14 protein-coding genes and 4 pseudogenes are annotated in these 16,659 nt (G+C 39.1%); 13 read left to right on the plus strand and 5 right to left on the minus strand.

Features of this window, described 5'->3' with window-relative positions; translation table 11 throughout:
* The first annotated feature begins 342 nt into the window (after positions 1-342).
* The 8 genes from QUF78_RS12980 to QUF78_RS13015 all read left to right on the plus strand — a co-directional run bounded on the left by QUF78_RS12980 (position 343) and on the right by QUF78_RS13015 (position 6,394).
* Complete coding sequence (locus tag QUF78_RS12980) at positions 343-666, plus strand: ArsR/SmtB family transcription factor (protein WP_289318621.1); 324 nt, start codon at positions 343-345, stop codon at positions 664-666.
* 20 nt (positions 667-686) lie between these two features.
* Positions 687-1,652: a TIGR03571 family LLM class oxidoreductase gene (locus QUF78_RS12985; protein ID WP_289324964.1), complete on the plus strand. Its 966-nt coding sequence runs from the start codon at positions 687-689 to the stop codon at positions 1,650-1,652.
* Between the two features lie 31 nt (positions 1,653-1,683).
* Positions 1,684-2,691 carry an LLM class flavin-dependent oxidoreductase gene (locus tag QUF78_RS12990; RefSeq protein ID WP_289318540.1) on the plus strand — a complete coding sequence of 336 codons (1,008 nt, stop codon included), beginning with the start codon at positions 1,684-1,686 and terminating at the stop codon, positions 2,689-2,691.
* Between the two features lie 156 nt (positions 2,692-2,847).
* Positions 2,848-3,873 (plus strand): LLM class flavin-dependent oxidoreductase, encoded by a 1,026-nt coding sequence (locus QUF78_RS12995; RefSeq protein ID WP_289324965.1) that lies wholly within the window; start codon positions 2,848-2,850, stop codon positions 3,871-3,873.
* Positions 3,874-3,891: 18 nt separating this feature from the next.
* Entirely contained in the window at positions 3,892-4,014 is a 123-nt protein-coding gene (locus QUF78_RS13000; protein WP_289324966.1) for a hypothetical protein, read from the plus strand.
* A gap of 25 nt (positions 4,015-4,039) precedes the next feature.
* The gene (locus tag QUF78_RS13005) at positions 4,040-4,261 is read left to right on the plus strand and encodes a hypothetical protein (RefSeq protein WP_289324967.1); all 222 of its coding nucleotides are present in this window, start codon (positions 4,040-4,042) and stop codon (positions 4,259-4,261) included.
* Between the two features lie 89 nt (positions 4,262-4,350).
* Positions 4,351-5,190 (plus strand): alpha/beta fold hydrolase, encoded by an 840-nt coding sequence (locus QUF78_RS13010; RefSeq protein WP_289324968.1) that lies wholly within the window; start codon positions 4,351-4,353, stop codon positions 5,188-5,190.
* On the plus strand, positions 5,183-6,394 hold the full coding sequence (locus QUF78_RS13015) for a SpoIIE family protein phosphatase (protein WP_289324969.1): 1,212 nt from the start codon (positions 5,183-5,185) through the stop codon (positions 6,392-6,394). Before QUF78_RS13010 ends, QUF78_RS13015 begins: the two co-directional genes overlap by 8 nt.
* A 301-nt stretch (positions 6,395-6,695) precedes the next feature.
* On the opposite strand, the gene QUF78_RS13020 is transcribed toward QUF78_RS13015, so the two are convergent.
* On the minus strand, positions 6,696-7,934 hold the full coding sequence (locus QUF78_RS13020; protein ID WP_289324650.1) for an IS110 family RNA-guided transposase: 1,239 nt from the start codon (positions 7,932-7,934) through the stop codon (positions 6,696-6,698).
* Positions 7,935-8,385: 451 nt separating this feature from the next.
* The gene (locus QUF78_RS13025; protein WP_144554001.1) at positions 8,386-8,805 is read right to left on the minus strand and encodes a MarR family winged helix-turn-helix transcriptional regulator; all 420 of its coding nucleotides are present in this window, start codon (positions 8,803-8,805) and stop codon (positions 8,386-8,388) included.
* Between the two features lie 103 nt (positions 8,806-8,908).
* Here QUF78_RS13025 and QUF78_RS13030 point away from each other — a divergent pair, with 103 nt between their 5' ends.
* Positions 8,909-9,895 carry a YhdH/YhfP family quinone oxidoreductase gene (locus tag QUF78_RS13030; RefSeq protein ID WP_289324970.1) on the plus strand — a complete coding sequence of 329 codons (987 nt, stop codon included), beginning with the start codon at positions 8,909-8,911 and terminating at the stop codon, positions 9,893-9,895.
* 317 nt (positions 9,896-10,212) lie between these two features.
* Positions 10,213-10,627: pseudogene (locus QUF78_RS13035) on the plus strand (LURP-one-related/scramblase family protein); the annotation flags it as partial.
* 187 nt (positions 10,628-10,814) lie between these two features.
* Here the strand turns inward: QUF78_RS13035 and QUF78_RS13040 are convergent.
* Entirely contained in the window at positions 10,815-12,077 is a 1,263-nt protein-coding gene (locus QUF78_RS13040; protein ID WP_289324971.1) for a benzoate/H(+) symporter BenE family transporter, read from the minus strand.
* 122 nt (positions 12,078-12,199) lie between these two features.
* Between QUF78_RS13040 and QUF78_RS13045 the strand changes: the two genes are divergently transcribed.
* The 3 genes and pseudogenes from QUF78_RS13045 to QUF78_RS13055 form a co-directional block, all read left to right on the plus strand.
* Positions 12,200-13,069 carry a LysR family transcriptional regulator gene (locus QUF78_RS13045; protein ID WP_101591484.1) on the plus strand — a complete coding sequence of 290 codons (870 nt, stop codon included), beginning with the start codon at positions 12,200-12,202 and terminating at the stop codon, positions 13,067-13,069.
* 577 nt (positions 13,070-13,646) lie between these two features.
* Positions 13,647-14,744, plus strand: a complete 1,098-nt coding sequence (locus tag QUF78_RS13050) for an L-dopachrome tautomerase-related protein (protein ID WP_289324972.1) — start codon at positions 13,647-13,649, stop codon at positions 14,742-14,744.
* A gap of 216 nt (positions 14,745-14,960) precedes the next feature.
* Positions 14,961-15,211 (plus strand): annotated as a pseudogene (locus QUF78_RS13055) (VOC family protein); the annotation flags it as partial.
* A 513-nt stretch (positions 15,212-15,724) separates the two neighbouring features.
* Here QUF78_RS13055 and QUF78_RS13060 read toward each other — a convergent pair.
* Positions 15,725-16,216, minus strand: a pseudogene (locus QUF78_RS13060) (FAD-binding oxidoreductase); the annotation flags it as partial.
* Positions 16,217-16,255: 39 nt separating this feature from the next.
* Positions 16,256-16,425: pseudogene (locus QUF78_RS13065) on the minus strand (IS6 family transposase); the annotation flags it as partial.
* Positions 16,426-16,659: the final 234 nt, after the last annotated feature.

A 16,659-nucleotide genomic window follows, 5' to 3' on the forward strand; every position in this document is an offset into this window, starting at 1 on the left:
ATCGTCATCTATAACATCATTTTCATCAGAAGTTTCTTCACCTATCCTTTTAAAGTCTTGATTTTCAAAGCTATATACCAACCCAAACCATTTAAAAGATGGGCAAAATAATCCTCATCTCTTTGCCACCTGTTCTCAAAGCTAATTTGTGTAGTTCCTTTATAAAGCCGTTTCCTAGCCCTGTCTAAAGCATAAAATTTGATTTTGGGTATAAAGGAAAATAATATAGAGATATCGCAAATTATCAATTTCCTTTTGTTCGATTAGTTTATACGCATTCCAAGCAAAATAGATTTTAATAAGATCAGAAAGGGGCGGGCACCGTTGAATCGGGAATCAAATATGATAAATGACGAACAGGCAGTTGAAATTTTCAAGGCTCTGTCAAATCAAATAAGAGTAAATATTCTGCAAATGTTGAAAGAACCTGATAATAACTTTTCCCCGCAGGCCCATGTCATCAAAGAAAAAAGCTTTGATGGCGGGGTTTGTGTTAGTGATATTCGCAGCAAAGTAGGACTATCACAGTCCACTACCTCCCAGTATTTATCTATCCTATTGCAAAGCGGTCTGGTGGAAATGAAACGAATCGGACAATGGACTTATTATCGACGCAATGAGGAAACCATTAAACAGTTTGAAAAGTATATAGGCTTAAAAATATAACCTTTTAAGGAGGACCAAGAGTGAGTTTTCAAAATCATCGTGCCTATAACAGCATGTACCAGAAAGACAAAATGACACTCGGATTTATCCTCCCGACTGCCAGGATGTCTAAAAATCCGATTATGGAGAATCAGCTGGAGCTTGCCCGTAAAATTGAGGAATATGGCTTTGCTTCATTATGGCTCCGTGATATTACGATGCAGAATTTGAATATTGATGATAACGGCCAAAAGTTCGATTTATGGATTTATTTGACGTATCTTGCTGCCTATACGAAGCACATTGCGTTAGTGACAGGAAGTGTAGTTCTCCCTTTGCGCCACCCCGTCAGGGTAGCCAAGGAAGCTGCATCAATCGATCAATTGTTTCCAGGTCGATTGATTATGGGAGTGGCATCAGGGGACAGGGAAAAAGACTTTACAGCTTTAGGGATATCTAAGCAAGAAAGCGGTCCGTTATTTAAAGAAAATTTCGAAATTCTCGACCGGCTGTTAAAAGAGGATCAGCCGACAATCCACAGCAACGCCGGGCTGATCGATGGTACAGATATGAGGTTAATCCCAAAGCCTGTATCTCCGATTCCGACCATGGTGACTGGATTTAGCAATCAGTCTATCAATTGGATAGCCAGGAATGGGGATGGGTGGCTTCAATACCCAAGAAGCATTATTCAACAGGCGCAGCTTATCCAGGATTATCGTGCTTTAACTGAAGTTCATGCTCCAGGAGATTTTAAACCCTTCTCTCAAAGCTTGTTCATCAATTTATTGGAAAATCCCGATGAAATGTCTGTACCCATACCCTTAGGCTATTCCGTGGGAAGAAACCGTTTAGTTGATCTACTTCATCAATTTCAAGCGATTGGTGTCAACCATTTGGCGTTTGTTCTGTATTTTTCCAAGCGCCCTCCAGAGGAAGTAATTCAGGAACTTGGAGAATTTGTTTTACCTTACTTTCCAACCCATAAAGGTACAGGCCAGCTTTAAAAAATTTAATTGTATAAAAGGAGGAAGAATTATGACAAAGAAAATAGAACTTTCAGTGCTAGATCCCTCCCCAATTGTCGAGGGAGGATCAGCCGAACTTTCCCTTCAAAACACGCTTGATTTAGCAAAGAAAACAGAGCAGTGGGGATATAAACGGTTTTGGCTTGCTGAACATCATAATTGGGCAGGAATGGCGAGTTCAGCATCCCCGATCGTAATTGGACGAGTAGCCTCTGTCACGGAAAAAATGCGTATTGGATCAGGCGCAATGCTGCTTTCCCATTATTCTCCTCTTTCCGTGGCTGAGCAATTTGGAACATTAGAAACCTTCTTCCCTGGCCGAATCGACCTTGGATTGGGGCGGGCACCTGGCACCGACCAATATACAGCAAATGTATTGCGGCAGCGGGTTGCTGGTGAACCTGAATTTGATGCTCGGCTTGAGGAGCTTATCGCATATCTTTATGGTACAGGAACAGCCACTAAGAATGGTTCATTTAGCATTCACGCCATTCCCGGCGAAAAAAAAAATGTGCCAATTTGGCTGTTAGGTTCAGGGTTTTATAGTGCACAATTGTCTGGAATACTTGGGTTACCATTCTCTTTCGCGGGACATTTTGCTCCAGGTAACATGATGGAGGCCATAAAACTGTACCGGGATTATTTTCGTCCGTCTCAATTTTTGGAGGAGCCTTATGTACTGTTAGCCGTACAAGTGGTGGCTGCTGATGAGAAACAGGAGGCACAAAGGCTTGCCACTTCGATGTATCAAAAATTTCTTTTGTTAACCCGCGGACAGCCTTCGCCCATTTTGCCACCAGTTGATAATATGGACAAGCTTTGGAACGATAATGAACGCAGGGCGGTTGAAGAACAGCTTTTCACTTCCATCATCGGGGACCCTGCAGGTGTGAAGCAGCAGCTCCATGAGTTAATAGAAAAGACTGACGCTGATGAAATTATGGCTCATACAGAGATTTTTGATCATAAGGCACGGCTGCGCTCTTATGAAATTTTGGCTCAGGCTGCAGTAAATTAAACATTGTCTAGTCTAATAAAGGATGTATTTTCTGCAGATATTAAATCAGTTAAATTAATGTGATTTAGATTGAAGCAGTAAAAGAAGACAAAGAATACAACCTGTAAATTCTTTTATAGGTTTGAAACGAAATTTTTAAAGAAAGAAGATGAGCATATGCCTGAAAATAATACAAAACAAATTACGGATATTCCATTCTCGGTCCTGGATCTCTCTCCAATTGCAGATGGAAGGACGCCGGCTGATTCTTTTCGCAATACTTTGGAGCTGGCCCGGCTCGCTGAAAAGCTGGGGTATAACCGATATTGGCTCGCTGAGCATCATAATATGCCATTTATCGCCAGCTCTGCAACATCGGTAGTCATTTCCCATGTTGCAGCAGGTACATCAAAAATCCGGGTAGGTTCAGGCGGCATTATGCTGCCGAATCATGCACCTCTTGTTATTGCTGAGCAATTTGGTACTCTGGAATCATTATATCCAGGACGTATTGATCTTGGCTTGGGCCGTGCACCTGGCACTGATCAGCTTACCGCACGTGCATTAAGACGTGACTTGAGAAGTTCAGGAGAAGATTTCCCTGAGCAGCTGGCTGAGCTCCGGAATTACTTTGACCCTTCCCTGGCACAAGGATATAGTCATGTTAAAGCAATTCCGGGTGAGGGATTAAACATACCTATTTGGCTGTTAGGTTCGAGCGGATACAGTGCTCAGCTGGCAGGAGAGCTTGGACTGCCGTTTGCATTTGCGAGCCATTTCTCGCCGCATAACACACTGCCGGCTATCCAGCTGTACCGCCGTTCGTTTAAGCCTTCTAAAGTACTGGACAAGCCGCATGCAATGGTAGGGCTAAACATCATTGCGGCCGATACAGATCAAGAAGCTGAGCGGCTCGCTACAACATTGCAGCAGCAGTTCTTGAATTTGATGCGCGGGAAGGAAGTCCCATTGCAGCCGCCAGTGGATAATATTAATGATATAGCGAGCGACTATGAAATAGCTGCCCTTGAGAATCAATTAGGAACTTCGATTGTCGGCAGCCCTCAAATCGTAAAAGAAAAGCTGGAAAAGGTTCTGGATGAAAGTCAAGCCGATGAAATTATGGCAATCGCCCAGGTTTATGATCATAAGGCACGCCTCCATTCCTATGAAATATTGGCAGATATTACTCAGCTAAAATAGGTCAAAACTGTCCTCACCATGGAAGAAACGTTGTTGCAATTAGTGGACAAGTTAGCGGACCAGGACCTGGATTATCTCCATATTTCTGTGGCGGCTTTTGGAACGGATCAATCCGTGATGATAACAATCAGACATCCATGAGCGTGTCAGCAATCGTGTTCCTGTGATGGGTGTTGGGATGCTGCGGACACCCGATGAGATGAAAGCATTTGAAACAGGTGTACCTTTATTCGCTTTAGGGAGGGAATTGATTTTTTCATTTCTTCCCTCTTCTATTTCTTTAAAACCACGTTTAAACATACAAGGCGATTTTACTGTATGGGAGAAGTTGCTTGATAGTCGAGATAATGAGGTTTTAAGTAATATAAGTAATCCTGATAAAAAGTGATAAGTGAGGAAGAGTATAATATGAGGATGGATTAGACAGTTTGAAAAATGTTATATTTTTTACAGTTATGATAAGAAAGGGGCTTTATTATGAACCCAAATATCCTAAACCGAAATAATGTAAATATCAAAGGTAATGGAGAACAAACTATGATATTCGCACCAGGTTTTGGATGTGACCAAACGGTATGGAAATCTGTATCTGAATCATTTGAAAGTGATAATCAAATTATTTTATTTGATTATGTTGGGATGGGTAAATCAGATGTAAAGGCATTTGATCCGAATAAATACAGCAAACTTTCCGGTTATGTCCAAGATGTGATAGATGTTTGTTCAGCCTTAAATCTTAAAAATGCAATATTTGTTGGTCATTCCGTTTCAGGAATGATTGGTTTACTAGCATCACTACAACATCCAGAGTATTTTTCCCGTCTTATTTTGATCGGTCCATCCCCTTGTTACCTTAATGACCTCCCTGAATATTTTGGAGGTTTTGAGAAAGAAGATTTGATAGGCTTAATTGATATGATGGATAAAAATTATATCGGCTGGGCAACTTTTTTTGCTTCAACCGTTACAAATAATCCCGGTCGGCCAGATGTTGCAAACGAGCTGGAAAATCGTTTTTGTTCTACTGATCCCGTCATTGCTCGTAAATTTGCAGAGGCTTGTTTCTTTGCAGATAACCGTGAGGACTTGCCAAAAGTTACAGTACCTTCTCTAATCATACAATGTTCTGAAGATGTAATTGCTCCTACCGTAGTAGGTGAGTATCTGAGTCAACATGTACCCAAAAGTACGATTACATATATGAAAGCAGCAGGACACTGCCCGCATATGAGTCATCCTGAAGAGACGGTTCAATTAATCCGTGATTATTTGGGGAAATTTCCTAGTAAAGTTGTTTTGAGCCCGGCTTATGAATGAGCAATTAAACCATGCTCCTTGTGGTTTTGTTACACTTTCAAAGGAGGGCATTCTTTTATCTATTAATCAGACATTAGTACAATTGCTTGGATATAGTTCAGAGCAACTGGTTGGACATCACATCAACGTAATTCTTGCTAAATCTGCCCGGTTATTTATTCAACTTTATTTCTTTCCATTAGTAACCGTTCAACATCGAATAGAGGAAATGTATCTCTCGCTTACAAATGTAAGTGGAGAGGAAATACCAGTTCTGATTAACGCCACCCTCAGCCAAGATACGGATAACCAAGTTATAACGTGTGTCGTTATACCTATGCAAAGAAGAATCGAATACGTAAACCAGTTAATTATATCAAAAAAACTTGCTGAGGATGCTCTAAAGGAAACAAGTGAAGCTAATTCTAAATTGGAGAAAGCCCTTAAGGACTTGGAGGAAAATCAGCAGAAACTTTTGGAGGTTAATAAACAGAACGAAAAATTCAAAAGAGATACTCATAATGAATTGAAACTAGCGAAGAAAATACAAGAAAGGTCACTACCTGAAACTATTTCTGATGATCACATTGAGATTGAATCATATTATTTTGCATCGAGGGAATTGTCAGGTGATATTTATGGTTGCTATCAAATAAATAAACATCGGTATGGAATTATTTTATTAGATGTAATGGGACATGGTATTTCTTCCGCACTTATAACCATGTCTCTTCAATCTTTATTCCAAAGGTTGATTACAAAAGGAGCTGCTACTAATGTAGTTATAAAAGAATTAGATGATCATTTACATACTTTGTTCCATAACAATCAAGATTCCTGGCATTATTGCACGGCTATTTATCTTATTATTGATACCGACAAACAAACTATTGAATATACGAATTCTGGTCATCCACCAGCTATTTTTCAGAATTCTGCAGGGAATCAGCTAGAACTACGAGCAACCTCGCCCCCAATAGGAACATTTGAGGGAATACAGTTTAAAATAGAAACATTTAATTATGATAAAGGTAGCAAGATCCTTCTATACACAGATGGTGTCTCGGAGCCTCTTGGCTTCCACCGGTTGGGTTCCTTGTTAATGGAGCACTCATCTGATTCTTTGATTGGGTTAAAAGAAAAAATTTTGCAATCACTTCAGAATGAAGGAGAAGAGAAATTTAAAAATGATGATCAGTGTTTTATTTTGATTGATTTAAAATAAAATATTAACACAATATTTAAAGTAGACCAAAACTTATTTAATACCCATGATATTAGATTCATGGGTTTATTTTCTTTCCAATGTTTTTTCGCCTTGAATTATACAATTCACTTTTGCGTTGGCTGAAGAAGATCGGAGCTGCCTTTAAGGCAGCTTTTTGTTATGCAACTAAACCAGCCAATAGTTTGTCAATATTTTTCAATAAAACCTTAAAATATTTCATGCTATACTAAATTTGTGCATACCAAATAACCTTCCAAGTTTCTGTGTTTGGAAAGTTCTGGGTGGTTTAGTTATACTTTCAAACTAGCCTATCTTGGAAAGGTGAGTTGCTTTTTAAAAGTGCATAAATCCAATGTAAGAGTTTATTGGCACATGCTATCACAGCTACTTTAAAGGGCTTTCCTTCTTCACGTTTCTTATCATAAAACTCTCGTAATCGCTTGTTACGAGGGATGATTTCATCTGTCGTTTTCTTCTTGCGACAATCACGAATGGCACATTTAACAGCCATATACAAGGCGTGTCTTAGTCTGCCAGAACCTCTTTTGGTAATCCGATTTACTGTGCCTTTAAATTTACCTGATTCAAAGATACTTGGATCAATTCCGGCAAATGCCACTAGTTTTTTAGGGTGATTAAACCGTTCAATCTCTCCAATTTCAGAAATAATCGTTGCAGCGATTTTTTCACCGATTCCAGGGATGGATTGGATAATCTTATATTCTTCAATTTCTTTTGCCAAAGCATCTATCTCGTCTTCAAATTTGGATAGGTGCTTTTGGTATTCTAGAAGCATTTTTATATACATTTCAAGGCTTAAAATGTGACTCTGATATAAGGTTCTCTGAAAAGGGTTTCGAGCTGAGGCAGCCGTAAGTTTCTCTGCCTGTGTATTCGCCCACTTTTTAGAACGACTTGGACAAAGTTCATTAATCCTATTTGCTACAGTTTCTTCACCGACTGCTAATATGTCTTCAGAAGTAGGGAATTCTAATAGAGTAAGCAAAGAAACAACCGAATACAAATCTCCAAAAACCCCTCTATATTCAGGAAATACTTGATCAAGAACAGCCTGGAACTGTAGTTTTGTTTGTACATAGATACCTGTTATATTTTCGTGTTGTCTTGAAAGATTACGAAGATTTAAGAGTTGTATCCCTCGTTTTTTATAAGGCTCTAAATCCTCTTTATAGTACAGCTCGCAGAGGTGACGTGCATCGATTATATCTGTCTTTACTTTGCGTAAACTTGAGCTCTTCGCACGATAAGAAATGAGTGGGTTAACGACAATTAATAAGTAGCCTCTCTCCTCAAAATACTGTACAACTGGCGTATGATAATGCCCCGTGGATTCCAATACAATCGGAGGTTTGATTCCTGTTTTATTTTCTATTTTTCTCAGAAACTGAAATAGCGTTTCTAATCCTTCAATGGTATGTGTAACTTTGAAACTGCCTTGATAAGGCTTCTTCTTTTCCAAGAATGCTTGAACCTGACTTTCACCTTTAGCTACATCCAGACCAACCACTGGATTCATTTTTTATCTCCTCCAAAAACATAATATTTGCCGGTAACCCCTAATCCTTCTTGCAGTATCATAGCTTCGCTTGTTATACGAGATCTTGGTCCCAACCAGCCAAATCATGTTTAAGCAAGTAGGGGGCGAACTGTTTAGTTGACGGGATCTTAAGCCCCACGGGCAGGTACGTTCTACCCCGGCTACCGTTATATTAAAACTATATAAAAATTGGTCAACCAGAAATATCTGGCTGACCTAATAATACGAAGGGGCAGGTTAGTTTAACAATGGGATTTAGTCTTACATTATACAACGTAGTCAGGCCCCCCCATCAACCATTATGAAGGGGGGGCTAATTTAATTTATATTAACAAACTAGGTAGAGCTAATCTGCAAATTTACACTCCAACCAAGTACTGTTCCAACCGTAGGTTAAGAAAATAAGTGTTATTATATTGGCTACATATCGTTAAAAATCAGACTTTATTATTGTATCTAATGCTTTTTTTAGTACTACTTTATCATTATCCGACAAGTTTTGAAGAACCTTATTATTCAACTTAATTGTTGCAGCTTCAACTTCATCTCTGATTTCTTTAGATTTTTGAGTAGCCATCACTAAAACATTTCTACGATTTTTTGGATCTACCGAACGTTTTATTAATTCAGCTTTTTGCATTTTATCTAATATCCCCGAGACAGTAGGAGCTTCTAAATATACCATTTCTCCAATTTGTTTAGGAGATAATTGTCCTTCTCTCCACAAACAATTCAACACACCATATTGAGCTGGTGTTACTCCATATTCCTCTAAAAGCTTGCTGAAATATTTAAAAACTTTATTCTGACTAGCACTTAGTAAAAAGTTCATGCAATCTTTTAATTCCATAGTATCTCCTCCATATTGACATTACCTATAATATCATGTTAGTTTTTGTAATGAAACATTTTTGGTACAAAAATGTTTTGTATCAAAAGGGAGGTAGATATCTATGAATACATTCAAGGCAATAATTGTAAAAGAAAAACATGATCAAGTAATTTATGGTTTGGAAGATGTTAATCTTGACAGTCTTTCGGACGGCGAGGTTTTAATTAAGGTGTCATATTCTTCAATAAACTATAAGGATATGTTAGCTGTTCAAAAAAATGGAGGAGTTATTCGGAATTACCCAATGATCCCCGGAATTGATTTAAGTGGAACCATTGTTCATACAACAGATAATCGTTACACAGAGGGACAGGAAGTTGTTGTTACAGGTTTTGCTATGGGGATGAGCCATACAGGAGGATTTGCAGAATATGCTAGAGTCCCTGGAGATTGGATTGTTCCTATGCCAGTCAACTTATCCTTAAAAGATGCTATGGTTTTTGGAACAGCAGGGTTTACGGCTGCCCTTTCTATCATAGCTTTAGAGGAGAAAGGTATGGATATAATTAAAAACCCTAGGATTCTAGTCACTGGTTCAACTGGTGGAGTAGGTAGTATTGCTTTACAAATTTTATCTAAAATTGGTTACAAAAATATTGCTGCTTTAGTTCGAAAAGAACACCAAATAGAGGTAGCTATATCTTTAGGAGCTACCGATGTCATTTTTGTAAATGAATTAGGAGTGCAAAATAAACCATTAAATAAGCAAAAGTTTGACTTTGTCCTAGATACTGTTGGTGGGGAAATTGCTTCTGTATTAATTCCTCAAATTTCTTATGGTGGAAGTATGAGTATGTGTGGGAATGCAGGTGGTATAAAACTAACATCAACAGTATTGCCGTTTATACTTAGAGGAATTAACCTTTTGGGAATTGATTCTGTAAATGTACCAATCAAAGATCGTTGTTATATTTGGGAGAAAATAGCAAATGAATGGAATATTTCTCAAACTACTCTAATAAGTGAAATTTCACTTGAAGAATTACCTCAAACGATTGAAGCGATTAAAAATGGTCACCATTTGGGAAGAACAATTATTAAATATTAAAAAACATTAAACCTTTTTCAAGAAGTAAACAATGCTTATCTTACTATAATCGATAGATATACCAAATTTTTAATAGAACTGCATGTATCTGCAGTTATTTACCACCCTATACCATCACTGGTATAGGGTGGAAAAAGGGGAGTTTGTGAAGGATTACACTTAGGAAGAATTGCTGACTTTACAAAAGGTAAATTAGTAAGGATAAATAGTGATGAATCGAAAAGAAGGTGCTTTTGAGTGAAACTATTATTTGGAATTTAATGCATAAGATTGGAACCAATGCCCATTTCAAACGTAAGTAATGTAAAAGACTTAAATATTACGTGGAGGGAAGTTTTATGCAAGTTCCAAAGACTTTCTCCAGTATAATACAGCAAGAGATGAAGTAGCACTCATTACGAAAAAGGTGTTCAGCATTTTACCAAAGTTTTTGGTTGAGGTGAATGGTCGAGAGGTATTAACAATAAAGAAGGAATTTCCTTCTTAAAAGCACGATATACAATTGATGCGGCAGGCATTGAGGTACATGGTAATTGGTTGGATATGGATTTTTAAGTTTTACAGCATGGTAAAATCGTAGGTGAAGTGGGCAAGGAGTGGTTCACTTGGGGCGATAGCTACAGGTTCAAATAATAGATGAAGAGATGGGAACCCATTATTATTTCACTCGTTGTTGCATTTGATTGTGTGAAGGCTGATCAAGCAGCTGCTTCATCAGCAGCGTCGATTTAAAGTAGAAGTGTAAAATAAAAAGGCTGACAGTTTTTAAAAAATCACTGCTTGAATAGGTGCGGTGAATCGTATCATAAGTATATGAGGTTTTTATTCTATACAAAGAAATAAATGACACCTAGACTGCACTATGTCTAGGTGTCATTTATTTTGTCATGAGATGTATCCGAGGTCTAAAGAAACGGTGTTAGGAAATTTTGTCCTTGTAAAGAGCTTCACTCAAGTTAGTTTCATTGTTTTGGTCACTTGATTCGGATTTGTAAAAATCTTGTTTATCCAAGAATACGGTGGCCAAGGTACCCCCAACCAGACCCCAGAATGGTGCTCCAATATGGAGAATAGAGATCCCAGAGATTGTGATCATAAAAGAAAAGAGGGCGCCTGATTTGAATGGACCAGAGAAACTCATTTTCAAAGAGTCAACCAGTACACTAATCATGGCGACGCCACCTAGTAATTGAATTAATGAGGCAGGAATGACATATGGAATTTGCGAAGCTATTGGAGAGAATAGAGCTAATAGACAGGATAATACTCCTAATACAATAGCAGCGACATACCTATGTTCAAGTTTGCCTGATTCTTTATTAACAAGTAAGCCCGTCATGGGACCTGCAATACAGGCTGGGTGGCCCCCAAAAAAAGCATTTATAATGGTACCGATTCCGCTCCAATTGGTCATGGCATTGATCGGTGGACGATAGCCATGGGTCTCTAACATAGCAATCCCTTGGGCATTTTGAATGGCAATAACCGTTAAGAGTAATGGAATGACAAGTTCCCCTACAACGGAAAAACTAAATGATGGAATGATAAAATGGGGAATGCCCATTGTTATATGGATAGGCTGTACAGAAACGTTCGGCAAAAATTTAAGACAAAGAATTGCTGCAATGATCGCCCCTAATATAGGCGGAAACTTTTTTGAAAATCGTAAGAAAAAAGAAAGAGCTAGAAAGACAAGTAAAGGGATTCCGTTGAGTAAAGGATTTTTTACAACCGAGCCGATCATTTCAGTTCCGAAAGGGAGTAAGACGCCTGACACCATCCCCATCATAACTGGCATAGGCAAAACCTTCATCAATTTTGTAACAAGGCCAGATAATCCTAAAAGAAAAATAAGGATCCCGGTTATAATATAGGCACCAACCACTTGGTTGAAAGAATAATGGGTTAAGCTTGAGCCGACAAGAATGGCTCCAGGTATTGAAAAGGCATAGCCTATGGGTTGCCCATAATATAAGGAGACGATGAGCGTTAGGAGTCCCCCCATTCCATAAATGGCGAAAATCCATGAGCTGGTTATGCTACCAGACAAATGACCTTTTTCAGCAGCTTGTAAAACAATTAATAATGGTCCTGCTGAACCAAAAAGCCAGGCCACAAATCCATTCGATATATTCCCAACCGATAAAAGCTTTGGAAATTGTATGGTATTTTTTTTGAACAACAAAGTCACTCCCCTTCAACTTATGAATAACACTACATCTTAGTGTATACTTAATTTATCAATACTTAAAATATCTGTTTTATCTTTTTACTATATCTTTTAGGTATGATGGAGGTTTCATCTTGGATATTCGACAGTTAAAATACTTTGTCACTATAGCAGAAGAAGGTAAGATTACGACAGCTGCAAAGAAATTAAATATTGCTCAACCCCCATTGAGCAGACAACTCAAACAAATGGAAGAAGAGCTAGGCGTCATTTTATTTGATCGAGATAATAAAAGTCTTAATTTAACCTTGGAGGGGGAAAGATTACTTCTTCGAGCAAAAGAACTTTTAAATAAACTTGATGAAACAATGGTAGAAGTTCAAGAATTGAGGAAAGACGCCAGTGGGATTTTATCTGTTGGATCCAATCTTTATTGTGCATCTTTAATTCTTTCCAAGGTGGTAGATATTCGTGAGAAAAATCCTGGTCTTACTTTCAAAGTATGGGAAGGTGAAACGATTCATCTCATAAAAATGTTATCTAAACGTCAGATTGAGATTGCGATAACAAATAGTCCAATAACAGAAAAAAGTATCTCTCAAATGACATTGGAAAGTGACCCATATGTGCTTGTTTTGCCTGAAAAATGGACGTGGAGTGGATCAGAACAATGCAGGTTAGAGGAAATCATCGATTTGCCATTGATTCTTCTGCGACCAAACTATGGTTTAGGTGCGTATGGACAAATTGTCAATGAATTTCAACGGTTAGATTTAGAACCAAACATACTGTGCGAATGTCAGGATTTAATTATGTTACTTGGTCTCGTTTCATCGGGGTTTGGTGCAACGATCTTACCGCTCTCGTTATTATCCCTCCATTCATTGGGAGGATTGAGAGTCATTCAGCTAAAGGATCAGACCTTAATATCTGAACCCAAAGTAATTTGGAGGAAGAATAGTTATTTATCAAAAGCAGCAAAAGAATTTTTAAAACTTTTTTAGACACCAAAATTATTTACTCAAAAGTAAAAGACTTCAACGTTGAAAAATGGCAAATAAAATGACACAGGTATTAGTCTTGACTGTGGTAAAGTAGATCTTTAAATGAAAAATAAAATATATCATGGTTTTATAACCTCATTTAGATTCGTTACGGGGAACCGTATCATAAGAAAATGAGGTTCTTAAATAATCTATATTAAATGAGTATCCGCCCACTTTATAGGCTTCTAAAAATTCTTACTTATGCTCAGGATGAAAAAGTTACACTAAACTTAAAAATACTCCCCTTTAAAGGAGACAGATATATTTTCTAACCAGGCTGCTGGACGGGAGCAAATCATAATAGTTTTTATGTTAGTTCTAAAATTGACTGCAAACGTAAATTCAAATGCTCTCATTCCCCGTCTTTGGAGAGCCAGTGGAAGTTTGAATCACTTTATCGAAACTCCCATGTTTCTCCTGGACTAATAAACCCACAGCATCCATCACGATAGAAAAATTTATCAAGAAACAGGCACTACAAAAAAATTTCATCATATATAGGTGATATCCGTTCGGATTTGATGAGGAGGATATCATGCAACCTATGTTACCTATGGAAAAATATTTTGGGCAGTTTGAACTGGTGCATGCTTTTTATGGGGCTATGCCTACAGGTGTCAGCGTTTCCGAAACCGGTCGTATTTTTGTATGCTTTCCGAAATGGGGAGACGATGTTCAATTTACTGTGGCGGAAATTGTTAAGGGTGCATTACAGCCTTATCCCAGTGTAGAAACCAATTTAGTTAATACTGGAAATATTACGATGTCTTTCGTCAGTGTCCAAAGTATCGTTGCTGATGGAAGAGGAACACTTTGGGTACTAGATACAGGGGCACCAAATTTTTCTGAACCTATTCAAGGGGGAGCAAAATTAGTTGCTGTTGATTTAAGCACGAATACAATAAGGAGAGTATATACCTTTACAGAAGATGTTGTCTTGCCAACAACTTATCTGAATGATGTCCGTTTGGATTTTCGGGTTGGAAGAGCAGGCTATGCATATATAACAGATTCTTCTTCCAGTGGGCCAGGGGCTATTATCGTCGTAGATTTAGAAAATGGGAACGCGTTTAGACGGTTAAATGGGGCAATATCAACTTCACCTGATCCCTATTTTTTACCGAAAGTAGAAGGTGGAATTTTGATGAATCGAAACCCGGACGGCGCAACTTTCCCATTTAGATTGGCTTCCGATAGTTTAGCGATTTCTCCTGATGGAAAGGTTTTATTTTATGCTCCGCTAACCAGCCGTCAGCTGTTCTCGATCTCAACAGAAGCCCTAAGAGACAGAAGAATACAGGACCTGAATTTATCCCAATATGTGCAGTATTGGGGGGAAAAAGGTGCGTCTGATGGAATGATCACCGGCGCAAAAGGAACCGTTTATGCGGGAGACTATGAAAACAATAGTATCCGGAAGATATTGCCGAATGGCGCAATGGAAACCATCGCACATGACCCCAGAATTTTATGGCCGGATACTTTTTCGATTGGCCCCGATCAATACTTATATGTCATTGTGAATCAATTACATCGGCAGGCGAGATTTCATTATGGAAGAGACCTGCGGGAAAAACCATATAGTTTACTTCGTATGAGAATTGATGAATTCCCTGCTCCTACCTTTTCATAGTAATCGTAAACGAAGGTAGCTATCCCCCATCAGGGAGCTGCCTTTTTTGTCAGATATTCCCGCAACTGTCCTATAATAAAGAGGTGACTTAACTCAAATTGAAAAGCCTGCTTCATCTTAGACTTTAAAATATAAATAAAGCACCATAGGCATGAAGCTATATAAGTATCAACTTACGGTAAGAGGAAAAATTTTGAACAAAACTAGGAGGTAATCATGGGAAGATTAGTTCACCTCGAAATTCATGTGGATGACATGGAATGGGCAAAGAAATTTTATGGTGAGGTATTTGGATGGTCATTTCAAGATTGGAGTGATTTCGCAGGAATGCCTTACTTGGGAGCGGTGACTGGCGATGAGAATGAACCTGGGATAATGGTGCTTTGATGCAGCGTCAAAGTCCTCCGCCGGAAGTTGGCCAAGCTCTTAATGGGTACTTGGCCAATCGAACCACCATAGGAGTCAAACGCGATCACATTAGCTGTGCCGGGGGCGGTTTGCAAGTTATGGATCAATACGCCAAGTGTCGCATCTGACAGAGGTTCGTAGGCATAGGCGGAAGAATGTTTAAATTTGTCTTGCTTTACCTGTCGTCCTGCAAACAGGCGGGCTGCTTCAATCCAAGTAGTGGAGTGGAACTCAGCGGTCTTGGGCCGAGTCGCCTCTTGCAGAGGACGCATAATCTGCCTGAGCTCTTGTTCCGAGCCGACAAATACGCCGCTGGAACGGAGATCGCCCTGGTTATGCGCAGGAACCAATAGCAGGGATGTCAGACATGCATCGGTATGGGGAGCCCACGTCTGCCAATAACGCACCACTTTTTCGAGAACGGCAAAGTCCCATGTTATTCTGTAACGAGCGACATACTCGATCGGATGCACACGAAAGGTAAAGGATGTGATCACGCCAAAGCTGCCGTCTCCCCCACCACGGCAAGCCCAAAACAGGTTGCTGTGCTGACTGTCATTGGCACGGATAATCTTGCCTTGTGCTGTAACCATTTCCACCTCGAGTACGTTATCGCAGGTCATTCCCAATTGCCTGGACAACAACCCGTATCCTCCTCCGAGAGTTATTCCGGATACACCGATCGTCGGACACGTCCCGGATGGGATGGTTAATCTTTGTTTCCAAAGCGCTTCGTACAAAGGTAGCAAACGGAACCCCGCGCCGATCTGCTCCGTGCCGCCCTCTTTATTGATTTGCAGCTTTAGCAGCCCGCTGACATCAATGACGAGACCACCGTCGACGAGGGAAAATGCTTCATAGCTATGTCCGCCGCTGCGTACGCGAAAAGGAAGCTGCTGCTTACGTGCCCATAGGATCGCGTTGACAACGTCCTGTGTGACCTCACAGTAAACGATCACCTTTGGGAATTTATTAAAGCGGCCGTTATAATTTTGTCTTGCTTCGTCATAGCGGGGTGAGCCTTGCAGGATTACACGCCCGGTTAGTCCTCCTATGCTTACCATGGGACGATACCTCCTTAAAAACGTAAGATGCGGAAAGCCTTATACAATCCATATGTAAAACGAGAAGAAACAGAACTGATGGACGAATTCTTTCTGATTATGGACAGATGATTCCATAAATCAACCTGTTCTTTTTTGATCATTTGCATGGCCTCTACTCCAAAATGAATGGATGTAGCTGTGTCAAAAGACTTGAATCCTAACATAGACTATATTCCTTCAATTAATCGATGTTTTCAATTCCGGTTTACCAGGAATTATTTAGGCTTTGAGTATGAAATGCTTGTTGATTAGAATTTTTAACTTTTCAAAAACTAGAAAATATAGTGGTTCTTAAACTGCGTTAGTTGAACTAGAAATAAGGGGTTCTTAGTAACGAGGATAAATGTAAGTTATTCCATTAAAGGGCGCTTTTCTTTTATAAGAAGGCGTCTTTTTATAAT

This window comes from Peribacillus sp. ACCC06369 (assembly GCF_030348945.1).
Lineage (GTDB): Bacteria > Bacillota > Bacilli > Bacillales > DSM-1321 > Peribacillus.

Bases quoted from the DNA above. Each gene is read 5' to 3' on its own strand.
- QUF78_RS12980 (WP_289318621.1), top strand. From the start codon at position 343: ATGATAAATGACGAACAGGCAGTTGAAATTTTCAAGGCTCTGTCAAAT.
- QUF78_RS12990 (WP_289318540.1), top strand. From the start codon at position 1,684: ATGACAAAGAAAATAGAACTTTCAGTGCTAGATCCCTCCCCAATTGTC.
- QUF78_RS12995 (WP_289324965.1), top strand. From the start codon at position 2,848: ATGCCTGAAAATAATACAAAACAAATTACGGATATTCCATTCTCGGTC.
- QUF78_RS13000 (WP_289324966.1), top strand. From the start codon at position 3,892: ATGGAAGAAACGTTGTTGCAATTAGTGGACAAGTTAGCGGACCAGGAC.
- QUF78_RS13005 (WP_289324967.1), top strand. From the start codon at position 4,040: ATGGGTGTTGGGATGCTGCGGACACCCGATGAGATGAAAGCATTTGAA.
- QUF78_RS13010 (WP_289324968.1), top strand. From the start codon at position 4,351: ATGAACCCAAATATCCTAAACCGAAATAATGTAAATATCAAAGGTAAT.
- QUF78_RS13015 (WP_289324969.1), top strand. From the start codon at position 5,183: ATGAATGAGCAATTAAACCATGCTCCTTGTGGTTTTGTTACACTTTCA.
- QUF78_RS13020 (WP_289324650.1), bottom strand. From the start codon at position 7,934: ATGAATCCAGTGGTTGGTCTGGATGTAGCTAAAGGTGAAAGTCAGGTT.
- QUF78_RS13025 (WP_144554001.1), bottom strand. From the start codon at position 8,805: ATGGAATTAAAAGATTGCATGAACTTTTTACTAAGTGCTAGTCAGAAT.
- QUF78_RS13030 (WP_289324970.1), top strand. From the start codon at position 8,909: ATGAATACATTCAAGGCAATAATTGTAAAAGAAAAACATGATCAAGTA.
- QUF78_RS13050 (WP_289324972.1), top strand. From the start codon at position 13,647: ATGCAACCTATGTTACCTATGGAAAAATATTTTGGGCAGTTTGAACTG.